We start from the raw sequence: 12,075 nt of genomic DNA, 5'->3' as shown, positions 1-12,075 counted from the left end.
TTTCAGACGGCATTGATTATAAAGTGCGGTTATTTTTTAGCAAATTTAGCCAATCGCCTGCAACCGCAAATTCATCGCCCGCTGCACCGCAGGGCGGGCGGCGATATTTTTTGCCCAACGCTGCACATGCGGATAATCGGCTACCTGCAAAAATTCGCCCGAGCCATACACCAGCCCTAACGCCAAACGCCCATACCACGTCCACGTTGCCATATCTGCAATCGTGTAGCCATCGCCGCACAGATAGGCTTTATCCGCTAAATGTTTATCCAACACGCTTAATTGGCGTTTCACTTCAAGGGTAAAATAGTTAATCGGATATTCAAAAGGCTCAGGGGCAAAGGCGAAAAAATGCCCGAATCCGCCGCCCACATAAGGCGAAGAACCCGCTTGCCAAAACAGCCAACTCATACATTCGGCACGTTTTTGGGGGCTTGCTGGAATAAACTGCCCATGTTTCTCCGCCAAATACTGCAAAATCGCATCGAATTCAAACAATTTCACCGGCGGATTGGCGGAATAGTCCACCAACGCAGGGATCTTGGCATTGGGATTAAGCGCCACAAAATCCGAACCGTATTGCTCGCCCCGCCCAATGTCGATGGCAAACGCATCGTATTCGGCATCAGCAACCCCAGATTCCGCCAATTCTTCCAGCACCATATGCACCCGAAGACCAGACGGCGTGCCTAAGCTGTAAAGTTGCAAGGGCTTGTCGCCCACAGGCAGTTTTTGCTCAAATCTTGCCCCGGCCACCATACGCTCGGCGTTAAAAAACGGATTGTCGGTGTTGTTGGGGTGTGTCCAAATTTTGGGCAAGGTGTAGCTCATGGTGATGTTCCTATGTTTGAATTTTCAGGCTGCCTGAAAATGGCTTAATCCTTACGACTAGACTGTGCCAAAAATTCAGCTGCTGTCATGCTCGGGCTATCATCAGACAAATGGTAATAAGGGGCTTGTAAATCGGTAAAATATTGCATACTTAAATGAAAATTTTGATTTTCCTTAAATAAGCCTGCGTTAATCGTGTAACGGTCGCTGGGGATAATATAGCTAAACACGTGTGTGCCACATTGTTTGCAAAAACAACGTTCAAGCGAATCCGATGATTGATATCGGCTAATGTATTGGTTGCCTGTGATTTTGGGCGTAACAATGGCCTCTACGGCAAAATGCGCACCACTCGCCCAAGTTCGGCATCTTTCGCAATGACAGCAATAAACGTGTTGATTGTGCTCCACTTCTAGCGATACCGCACCGCACAAACATTGGGCTTTCATAGGTTATTCCTAAACGAATTCTAAAATCGCATTTTCAGGCTGCCTGAAGAATCGGTGCACATGCCAATAAGTATTAAATCTCAATCACCACTTTGCCTGTTACATTGCCACTTTGCAGGCGGTCATAGGCTTGTTGGTAGTCGTCAAAGGCAAATACGCCATCAATCACAGGTTGCATTTCTGCGCTTGCCATTGCGGATAACATGGCTTCAAAATCACTGCGGGAGCCCATCGTGGTTGCCCCCAATTGAATGCCGCGGGTCATGATTTCGAGCGGCGATACGCCACCGCCCGTACCGCTGGCAAAGCCCACCAAGGCCACATTGCCGCCAGCTTTGGTACTGGCAACCGATTTGTTAATGGTTTTTTCGCCTGCCACTTCCACAACTTTATCCACGCCCAAGCCATTGGTTAATGCCAAGATTTCTTTATCCCAGTCAGGGTTTTTGCCGTACGCAACCACTGTTTCCGCCCCCAAATCTTTTAACAGTTGGGCTTTGTCGTCATCATCACGGCTGGCAATCGCCAACACCCTTGCCCCGCTTAATTTGGCCAATTGCAAGGCAAACACCGACACCCCACCCGCACCTTGTACCAACACGGTTTGACCTGCGGTTAATCTGCCGTGTTGATGGATGGCATTCCAGGCCGTAACCGCACCACACGGCAAGGCAGCCGCCTGTGCATAGCTCAAATAATCAGGCAGCGCCACCAGCGACATTTCAGGCAACACGATGTATTCCGCCAGCCAGCCGTCCATATTAAAACCAATACTGGCGACATAATATTCAGGCTTTAACACCGTACCATCCACCCAAGTTGCCCAGCAGTTTGCCGACACCCGGGAGCCAACGGTGACACGAGTCACTTTTTCGCCCACCGCCACCACTTCGCCAGCGCCATCTGACAATGGCACCACCGAATTGACCACGCCCGGATAATTGCCGCTTAAAGCCGCATGGTCACGAAAGTTTAGCGAGGCTGCTTTGACTTTAATCAGCACGTCATTTTTGCCCAGTGTAGGAATGGCTTGCTGGGTTTGGGTTAATTGCAATTTATTGCCGTTTTGGGTGAGACGGACCGCTTTCATGGTTTGGTTCATTTTTAACTCCTCATTGATGAATAATCGCTATTTTAATCAGCTTATATTTAGAATAGAACAAGCAAAAATAGAAACATATTTGCCAAATTTGGGAAGATGAAACGCACTTTAGTACCCCACCAACAGCCGATACAACGGATTTTTGATATAAAGCTCATCTTTGGTTTCATGAGAAAGGGTGGTGACAATCTCATCTTCCCTATCTTCCATCACTTTGCTGACCCAGTGTGGATCGGTAATTAATGCTTTGCCGATGGCGACCATTTCTGCATTTTCCAGTGCCTCATCCACTGTCGCTTGATTCACGATTCCGCCCACGGTGATTAATGGCACTCTGCCCGCTATTTTTTCGTGGATATACTGGGTCATGGATTTTTCTTGATAATCACCACTCATTCTGGCCACCGCATTGTATCTTGACAATGACAAATGCAGATAATCCAACGGTTTATCCGCCAATTTATCGACTAAATACAGGGTGTCCTCCAGTCTGATGCCCGGCGTTTCATATTCTTCCGGTGAAAGTCGGTAGCCGACGACAAAGCCTTTTTTGTCCGAATCATCAACCACACCGGTCACGCCATCGACCAATTTGTCGATAAAGCTAAATCTTTTTTCCCGGCTGCCGCCCCATTGGTCGGCTCTTCTGTTTGAGTGCGGTGAGAAAAACTGCTGTATCAACAGGGTGTTTGCCCCGTGCAGTTCTACGCCGTCAAACCCTGCGGCTATGGCTCTGGCAGTGGCTTTTTTGAAGTCTTCGATAATGGCTAAAATTTCTGCTTCGCTCAGCTCTCTTGGTGTTTCCGCACCCGGTCTTTCTGATTTCACCGCACTTGGCGCAACGGGTTGCACGCCTCTTAATCGGGCAGTCGAAGTGATTCTGCCGCCGTGATAGATTTGGATAATGGCTTTTGTGCCATTGACTTGGATGGCTTTGGCTAATTTTGCCAATTCTTCTATGTGATTGTCATCTGAAATGCCGTTTAACCCTTCCCAAGGCCCCATGCCGCCTTCATCAACATAGGTCGCGCCCACAATCACCGCACCCACTTCGCCTGATCGCAGTGCAAAATAATTCATCTCATCGCTGGTTACCACACCATTGTGAAAGGACATACACGTCACCATGGGCGACATCACGGTTCTGTTTTTTAAGGTCAATCCTCTTTTAAAGGTTAATTTTTCCGTCATTAAGGCACGAGCAGCTTGGTGTGTGCGCACAGTGGTTTGCAAATCCAGCATGGTGTTTTCTCTCTTAAATGGTGAATTGGTGCTTATTTTACTGATTTAAATTTAGAATAAAATACACAAATATAGAAACATATTTGCCAAATTTGGAAGGATAAATTAAAAGAAATGCCGTCTGAAACCGCACTTTGCGTGCCAAGTTTCAGACGGCCTTGTTATCCCTGCTAAAATCACATGCTCCCAAACCAGGGCATAGTTGGTGCATCACACAGGTTTTTGTGCGACAGCGCCATTGCTGGTTTCGGAAGCGGTCAGAATCGTTTTGCAAAAAGAATTAACCGTTAAATGATTGTCCAACTCAACCGTTCTGCCGTCAGGCAATTTAACCATCCCGGTCATTGTTGATAACAAATAACAATACATGCGTGTACCGTGAGCCGTTGGCCAATGGCTGTATGCTCTGCCGTGGGCGGCGATGGCAACATCAACTTCAACACCTTCTGCGTTCATTTTCAGATGCCATTTCACGGGTAAATTCATGCCAGTGCGAGGGTCTTCCCATTTTTCGGTAATGTCGAATGCGATATGATGGTCTTGCGAAGAGATATTGATTTGTTTGTCTTCATCATATTTGACGAACCCCAATTGAAAGCCATCTTTGACTTGGAAAAAGTTAATCTTAACGTCATTCACGATGGTATAAAGCCACCACATCCAATTGGGAGCAGGCAGATTTTTGATGGGGTCGTTCGATTGCCCGGTAATAATATGTTCTCTGACACCATAGCCGTTTTTGAATTCAAGCTGTTGGCTGCCCGTATCAATACGTCCATCAACGCTCACAAACGCATCATAACCAGCGCGGTCGCTTTTGTGTGCGTCTTTAAAAGCACCCCAGTTCCAAAGCGGTGTACCGATTTGCTTATAATGAAGGTCAAATTCTGCTCCGCCAGCTTTGCCTTGCAACGCCCACTCAGGTGGCTTGGCGACAAAACGCAATCCGTTAAAGTCCCAAGTCACTTTGTCTTGCTCGGCCATTACCTTGAGTTGTTCATAAGAGAGGCGCTCGCTCGGTGTCCAGCCCGCTTTGACAAAATCATTGTTCTTCATGGTGCCGCGCTGTGAACGGGGGATAACAATCAGCTGTATTTCTCGTTCCGCTGTCAAACCATCGCCCCAAATGCCTTCGCCATTGCCTGAAAGAATATAGCCTGCCGACCACAAAAGGATGTCGTAATCACCAGATTCAGCAACCACACCCAACGCAGTCTCCTCCCAAAGGTCTGTTTGGCTAGAAGGCTTGGACAAAGATTCTATATGCGTTTTTTCATCTTCAAGCGTCACATCGGTATGAGAATGCTCGATTGACTTGTACTTTTCGTTGTAATCTTCTATTTCTTTGAACTCATGATTGTTTTGCATAAGACTTCACCTTTTGTAAAGATAAAATTGATTGTATTTTAGCCAGCATCAAATACAGGCAATGCACCTTGACGGCATAAAAGCGCCTAACCAATTCATGCGGCAAGGCAAATTTATTATATAAAAATCTTGAATAAAAACTTGCCCATTGCCGTCAAAAACTTGCCTAATCCGCTCAAATTAAGTAAAGTAAGCCTTGATTAAAGCATTGGAAAATCTCATGTTTGAACCGCTGATTCATTTGCTTAAGCCTCATTTGCCAGTCAATCACCCCATTGAAACCAGCTTGTCGGGCGTGTTTATTTATCAGGCAATCTCTCCATTAAAAGATTTAACCTACAGTCAAAATTCCGGGTTGTATTTTTGTTTGCAAGGCAAGAAAACACTGCATGTCGGTAAACAAGTGCTGACGATGAGTGCGGGTGATTTCATGCTGTACCCTACCAAAGTGCCCGTTGTTACCCATGTTCAACATGCGGATAAGGATAAGCCGTATATTTCGTTTGCTTTTGCATTGAATAATCAGGAAATCGGGCAAATACTGAGGGAGATTCCAGAAATAGAATTGCCTGATACTGCCGAACCACTGCCAGCACCGATGCCGTCTGCATTGATTGAACCGCTCACCCGTTTGTTTCAACTGCTTCATCATCCGCAAGGGAAATCCGTGTTGCTGCCACTGATTCGCAAGGAGATTTACTATCATCTGTTGACCAGTCCGCAAGGGGCAGAACTGCGTCGCCATATCCATAAGCATTTACCTTATCTGCCCCAAATCAATCACGCCATTCGCTTAATTCAAGAAAACTTGACCGAACCGCTCAACATGGAGGAAGTGGCGGATCAAGTGGGATTAAGCCATTCGAGCTTCTTTCGTCATTTTCGCGAGATTACCTCTATCAGCCCCTTGCAATACCATAAAAATCTAAGATTGCAAAAAGCACGGGAGTTGATTGGTTTGAAAAAATGGAACATCGCCACAATTGCCTATCAAGTCGGCTACGCCAGTCCGTCCCAGTTTAGCCGAGAGTACTTTCGTTATTTCGGCGTTAATCCAAAAAAAAGACGGCGTATAAAAATTTGAATGCAATATTTTTGCCAAACACAATTCGTTTGATGAGATTGTTAAGATGATTGAACTGATTAGGTGATAATGTTCAGGCAGCCTGAATACTTTTTTATGGCATTATCCGTTGAAATTCAGAATAGAATACGCAAAAATAGAAATCTATTTGCCAAATTTGGAAAGATAAGCCAACCGTTTTCCATTGCGAAGCGTCCGCATTATCTTGAGAATTCCGTAGCTATCCCGAAAATAGAATGTATACTTTACCCTACCCTGATTTTTTTAAAAAGTTTTAGTTATAATTGAAACTTTTTAAATTTTATGTACAATAATCATCTATAACGAAAACAAAGGGTGGTTTTATGCAGCGAGATCTGGTTTACCGCAAACGGTATTTGGACAAGGTTCGCCCATTTATTGACAAAAAGCTGATTAAAGTCTTCACAGGGCAGCGGCGGGTCGGTAAAAGCTATCTGCTGTTTCAGATTATGCAGGAAATCAAAACGCTTGACGAAAATGCGCACATCATCTACATCAATAAAGAAGACCTTGCTTTCAGCCACATCAAAACCGCCGAAGAGCTGAACGCATACGTTCAAAGCGAGAAAAAGAGCGGTCGAAAAAATGCGGTTTTTATTGATGAAATCCAAGAAATTGACGGCTTTGAGATGGCTTTGCGTTCCTTGCTGCTGGATGACGAGCTGGATTTATACTGCACGGGCAGCAATGCCCACTTGCTTTCCCGTGATATTGCCGGGGCGCTGAGCGGGCGGGCGGTGGAAATCCATGTACACGCCTTGTCTTATTTTGAGTTTTTGCAGTTTATGCAGTTGGAAGACAGCGATAAAGCCCTCTCGCTGTTTTTGAAATACGGCGGTTTACCTTATTTGAAAGACTTGCCGTTGCAAGACAATATCGTATTTGAATACCTGCGTAACATTTATTCCACCATCGCCATTCGTGATATCGCCAACCGCTACGCCCTGCGAAATACGCAGTTTTTAGAACAGCTTACCCAGTTTTTGGCCAGCAATATCGGCAGTTTGTTTTCCGCCAAAAAAATCAGCGATTTTCTCAAATCACAGCGGATTTCAACCTCTGTCGCCCAAGTGCAAAACTATGCCCAATATCTTGCCAATGCCTTTGTTATTCACAAAGTGCCACGTTATGATATTGAAGGAAAACGAATTTTTGAAATCGGCGAAAAATATTATTTTGAAGATCTCGGTATCCGCAATGCCTTAATCGGCTATCGTGCGCAAGACCGTGGCAAACTCTTGGAAAATGCCATTTTTAACCATCTACAAATTGCCGGCTATGAAGTCAAAATCGGCGGTTTGAATAGCCAAGAAATTGATTTCGTCGCCGAAAAAAACGGCGAACGGATTTATGTGCAAGCCGCACTCTCCATCAACGAAGAAAAAACGCTTGAGCGGGAATTCGGCAACTTACTCAAAATCCAAGATAACTATCCGAAATTTGTGGTGACGATGGATGATTTTGACGGCAATAGTTATGACGGCGTGCTTTGTTTGAGTTTGAGGGCGTTTTTGGGGTGGTTGTTTGAAGAAGGTAGCGTGATGAATGCAGGCTAAATGTTGATAAAAGATAAACAGGAGAAACCACCATGGACTACAACGCCACCAAATTATTTACCAGTATCGTGCAGGCGGGCAGTTTGTCGGCGGCGAGTGAAAAAACCGGCGTGCCGATTTCCACCCTAAGCCGCAAGATGAACGAGCTGGAGCGGGATTTGGCGGTGCAGCTGCTGGAGCGTTCCAAGCTGGGGGTGAAGCTCACCGCCAAGGGGCAGGAATTTTTCAAACAGGTGCAGGTCGGCATCGAGCTGTTGCAGCAAGCTCAAAGTGCGGTGCAATCGGAGCATAAATTGCAGGGCAAATTGCGGCTGTCGCTGCCGCCTGCGTTTGACTGGTGGTGGGATTTGCTGATTGACTTCCAACGGCAATATCCTGATATACAGCTGTTTTGCCATGCGGGCGAGCGGGTGGTGGATTTGTTTGAAGACGGCATCGGTGTGGCGTTGCGATTGGGCGAATTGCACACCGATGATGTGATTGCCAAGCCGATTGGCGAGGTTCGCCGTATTTGGGCGGCAAGCCCCGAATTCATCACCCAACACGGTACGCCCAAAACCCCTGCGGATTTGCCGCGTTTTGCATTGGTGGGCTGGGCGAACACCGATGGCAGCCGCAACACACGTCAAATCGGTGCCTATAAATTCAAACCGGAATTTCTGTTTGCCAGCAACGACAGCCGCGCCCTGTTGCATTACGCCTTGGCGGGCATGGCGATTGGTGAATTTTCTGATTTGGCGGCAAGACCTTATCTGGCAAGCGGCGAGCTGGTGCAGGTGTTGCCCGATTATCCCGAACCCGGTTATCCGCTGCACTTGATTTACGCCGCCCACCGCCAACCATCGGCAATCGTGCGGGCGTATGTGGAATTTTGTGTGGGGTGGTTGAGGCAATGAAATAGGCCGTCTGAAACAGCACCTTGCTTTTTTGAACAAGTGAAGGGGGTTCAGGCGGCGTATTTATTTCTCTCTACAAATTCATACAGTAAAAGCCACAAGCTATAAAGATAGATCAGTGATATAATTGACGATTTTTAGATAAAAACGATATATTGTGCAGGGGCAATCATGGCAAGAAACGAAACCAAAACCGACTTGTGGGTTTATGACTTACTCAAAATCGCAGGGCTGAATTTATCCGCCCAAGGCAGTGATATTGTTGAGATTGATACCGCACTCAAAACAGCTTCCAAGTCCAAAACAGGCAACATCGGCCGCCCTGAATATTGCGGCGTGGTTCAAGATTTTTTGATTGTGATTGAAGACAAAGCCGACACGGCCAATCATCTCAAATTAAACGATAAAGAACTCATTTGTGACAATGCCGCAAGCGTACGTGATTTTGCCGTGAATGGGGCATTGCATTATGGTATTCATTTGGCCGCCAACACCAGCTACAAAAAAATCATTGCCATTGGCGTATCAGGCGATGAAAAACGCCACCGAATTACACCGCTCTTTGTAGATGAACGTGGGCAATACAAGCAGCTTGATGATGTAGAAACCTTTACCCTGTTCAGCGACAAAAACATTGAAGAGTATTACATCAAAAATATTCTAAAAGAAGACACACCAGAAGAAAAAACCACCGCTGAAATTCTAAGCGATGCTAAATCCCTGCACGAAGATTTACGTAACTACGGCAGCATTCAAGACAAAGACAAGCCACTGATTGTTTCAGGCATTTTGCTTGCCTTGCGAGAAATGGAACACAAAAATTTCTCTATTGACAATCTCACAGGTGACACTACCAAAACCGACGGCGAAAAAATCTATGCAGCGATTGAAGACAACTTGAACCGTGCCAAAGTCTCGCCACAGGTTAAAAAAGATAAACTATTAAGCCAATTTTTGGTGATTAAAGACACCAAGGCAATCAACGAAATCAACCGCACTTTGGGCAAAACCCCCATTAAACATTACACCGAATTTCTCTACGAACACATCTACAAAAATATTAAATATACCCAATCGGCAGAAGATTATTTAGGACGGTTTTATGGCGAATTTATGTCTTATTCAGGCGGAGACGGACAAACGCTCGGCATTGTTTTAACGCCCAAGCACATTGTTGAATTGTTTTGTGATTTGGCGGACTTGTCGCCTGACGACAGCGTATTTGACCCTTGCTGCGGCACAGCTGGCTTTTTGATTGCAGCCATGCACCATATGCTGCAACAAGCCGACAGCGAAACCCAAAAACGCAATATTCGTAAAAACCAACTGCACGGCATGGAATTGCAGCCTTATATGTTTACCATCGCCACTACCAACATGATTTTGCGTGGCGACGGTAAAAGCAATTTGGAACAAGAAGATTTCTTGAAACAAAATCCTGCCAAATTACAGACCTTAAGTTGTAATGTCGGCATGATGAACCCGCCTTATTCGCAAGGCTCAAAAGCTAATCCAAATTTATACGAAATCGCCTTTACCGAGCATTTGCTGGGCACACTTGTAGAAGACGGCAAAGCCATTGTGATTGTGCCGCAATCATCCATGACAGGCAAAACCAAAGAAGAGCAGGCGATAAAAAATAATATTCTTAAAAAGCACTCTTTAGAAGGCGTAATAACGCTTAACAAAAGCACTTTCTACGGCGTAGGTACAAATCCCTGTATCGCTGTCTTTACCGCAGGCGTGCCACATGATAAAGACAAGCTGGTGAAATTCATCAATTTTGAAAACGACGGCTTTGAAGTACAAAAGCACCGTGGCTTGGTAGAAACTGAATCCGCCAAAGATAAAAAAAGCCATTTGCTAGATGTATGGTTTGGCCGCAGCCAAGCCGAGACCAAATTTTGTGTAAATACCACCATTGAAGCCGAAGATGAATGGCTGCATTCGTTTTATTATTTTAATGATGAAATTCCAAGCGAAGCCGATTTTGAAAAAACCATCGCCGATTATCTCACCTTTGAAGTAAATATGAACCGCCCCGCTTTTATAGGAGACCGTTTATCTTGAGTCAAGCCGCTTTGGCCGACTCCTCCAGTTGGCGATAATACGCCATTTCATACTCAGCCGGCGGCACATAGCCGATCGGCTCCAGTAAACGGTGGTGGTTAAACCAATCCACCCATTCTAACGTTGCCCACTCCACATCCGCCAGCCCCCGCCAAGGCCGTTGGTGGTGGATCACTTCCGTTTTGTAAAGGCCGTTGATCGTTTCGGCCAGTGCATTGTCGTAAGAGTCACCCGTGGTGCCCACCGAAGCCTTTACCTGTGCCTGGCGCAGCCGCGCGGTGTAACGTATCGACAGATACTGGCTGCCCCGGTCGCTGTGGTGGATGACCCCTTTCGGGCGCCGGGCATGCAAAGCCTGCTCTAATGCATCCATCACCATCTCGGTGTCCATCCGCTTTGACACCTTCCAACCGACAATGCGCCGGGCAAAGACATCAATCACAAAAGCGGTATAGACAAAGCCTTGATGGGTGGCAACGTAGGTGAAATCGGCCACCCATAGCTGATCGGGTTTCTCAGCGCTGAACCGGCGTTTCACCAAATCACTTGCCCGTTGTAGTTTGGGATCAGCAATGGTGGTGCGTTTGCCTTTGCCCCGCCACACACCCTGCATTTGATGCCTGCGCATCAGGCGTTCGACTGTACAGCGGGCAACGCGGTGCTTGTTGCGCAACAAAGCCTGCCAGACTTTACGTGCACCGTAGATTTGGCGGCTCTGCTGCCAGATGTTGCGGATAAGGATGAGTAGCCGTTCATCTTTCAGGCAGCGTTGGCTGCGCTGCTGCGGATGTTGGGATTGCTGCCGATGGCGATAGTAGCTTGACGGGGCAATCGGCAGGATGCGGCAGATTGACTCGACCCCGTAAGCGGCTTTGTGGTGGTTGATGAAGTCGACCATTACTTCGGTTTGCGGTCGAGTTCCGCCCGGGCAAAAAAAGCGGCGGCCAATCGCAGGATTTCATTGGCACGCTGTAATTCTTTATTCTCTTTTTCCAGCTGTTTGATGCGCCGGGCATCGTTAACGGCTTGGCCGTTATCCGCCATATCGGCTTCATGCCGCTTAACCCAGCTGCGCAGGGTTTCGGCTGAGCAGCCTATTTTGGCGGCGATGGCGACAATGGCTGCCCATTGGGTCGGGTATTCGCTGCGTTGTTCTTGCAGCAGACGAATGGCTCGTTGTTTGACTTCGGGTGAATATTTGCTTTTCATGGTGAGATTCTCTCAGAAAGTTGTGTCTCCCGGAATCTCGGGGCGGTTCAACGCACGTTACCGCATTAATGCCTAAGATAGAAATCAATAAGTACGCATTACTATTTATAGCAAGAAGTATTACTGCACAAAGAGATAAATTTAGTCATGGTTACTCATTAAATAACGATAGACTAAATGCTCAAAAAATAATGTTGCCAATTGTCCAAACAACCAACACACTGGAAGCAGCACAGCACAGCACAGC

General features: G+C 46.5%; 10 protein-coding genes and 1 other annotated feature. Of the genes, 4 read left to right on the top strand and 6 right to left on the bottom strand.

Annotation, left to right across the window (positions count from 1 at the left end):
- Positions 1-45: 45 nt before the first annotated feature.
- The 5 genes from yghU to FHQ30_RS10480 form a co-directional block, all read right to left on the bottom strand.
- Positions 46-831 carry a glutathione-dependent disulfide-bond oxidoreductase gene (gene yghU / locus FHQ30_RS10500; protein WP_139612051.1) on the bottom strand — a complete coding sequence of 262 codons (786 nt, stop codon included), beginning with the start codon at positions 829-831 and terminating at the stop codon, positions 46-48.
- Positions 832-875: 44 nt separating this feature from the next.
- Complete coding sequence (locus FHQ30_RS10495; RefSeq protein WP_139612050.1) at positions 876-1,280, bottom strand: GFA family protein; 405 nt, start codon at positions 1,278-1,280, stop codon at positions 876-878.
- A gap of 73 nt (positions 1,281-1,353) precedes the next feature.
- Complete coding sequence (locus tag FHQ30_RS10490; RefSeq protein ID WP_139612049.1) at positions 1,354-2,382, bottom strand: zinc-dependent alcohol dehydrogenase family protein; 1,029 nt, start codon at positions 2,380-2,382, stop codon at positions 1,354-1,356.
- A gap of 108 nt (positions 2,383-2,490) precedes the next feature.
- Positions 2,491-3,624, bottom strand: a complete 1,134-nt coding sequence (locus FHQ30_RS10485; protein ID WP_267963862.1) for an NADH-dependent flavin oxidoreductase — start codon at positions 3,622-3,624, stop codon at positions 2,491-2,493.
- A 210-nt stretch (positions 3,625-3,834) separates the two neighbouring features.
- A complete protein-coding gene (locus FHQ30_RS10480; RefSeq protein WP_139612048.1) occupies positions 3,835-4,992 on the bottom strand; it encodes a hypothetical protein in 1,158 nt (385 codons plus the stop codon).
- A 220-nt stretch (positions 4,993-5,212) separates the two neighbouring features.
- On the opposite strand from FHQ30_RS10480, the gene FHQ30_RS10475 reads away from it, so the two are divergent.
- The 4 genes from FHQ30_RS10475 to FHQ30_RS10460 all read left to right on the top strand — a co-directional run bounded on the left by FHQ30_RS10475 (position 5,213) and on the right by FHQ30_RS10460 (position 10,619).
- Positions 5,213-6,076 carry an AraC family transcriptional regulator gene (locus FHQ30_RS10475; protein ID WP_139612047.1) on the top strand — a complete coding sequence of 288 codons (864 nt, stop codon included), beginning with the start codon at positions 5,213-5,215 and terminating at the stop codon, positions 6,074-6,076.
- Between the two features lie 344 nt (positions 6,077-6,420).
- Positions 6,421-7,653 carry an ATP-binding protein gene (locus tag FHQ30_RS10470; protein WP_139612046.1) on the top strand — a complete coding sequence of 411 codons (1,233 nt, stop codon included), beginning with the start codon at positions 6,421-6,423 and terminating at the stop codon, positions 7,651-7,653.
- 32 nt (positions 7,654-7,685) lie between these two features.
- Positions 7,686-8,549 (top strand): LysR family transcriptional regulator, encoded by an 864-nt coding sequence (locus FHQ30_RS10465; protein ID WP_139612045.1) that lies wholly within the window; start codon positions 7,686-7,688, stop codon positions 8,547-8,549.
- Positions 8,550-8,720: 171 nt separating this feature from the next.
- Positions 8,721-10,619 (top strand): HsdM family class I SAM-dependent methyltransferase, encoded by a 1,899-nt coding sequence (locus FHQ30_RS10460; RefSeq protein ID WP_139612044.1) that lies wholly within the window; start codon positions 8,721-8,723, stop codon positions 10,617-10,619.
- A gap of 1 nt (position 10,620) precedes the next feature.
- On the opposite strand, the gene FHQ30_RS10455 is transcribed toward FHQ30_RS10460, so the two are convergent.
- A protein-coding gene (locus FHQ30_RS10455; protein WP_139612043.1) for an IS3 family transposase occupies positions 10,621-11,828 on the bottom strand; the annotation gives its coding sequence in 2 pieces (ribosomal slippage) (positions 10,621-11,555 and positions 11,555-11,828; 1,209 coding nt in all).
- Positions 11,443-11,559, bottom strand: a sequence feature (AL1L pseudoknot). (Overlaps the previous gene by 117 nt.)
- Positions 11,829-12,075: the final 247 nt, after the last annotated feature.

It is taken from the genome of Testudinibacter sp. 'clade 2', from assembly GCF_006227735.1.
Lineage (GTDB): Bacteria > Pseudomonadota > Gammaproteobacteria > Enterobacterales > Pasteurellaceae > Chelonobacter.
Note: the sequence above shows the minus strand (reverse complement) of the source record. Positions and strands in the feature narration are given on the sequence as shown.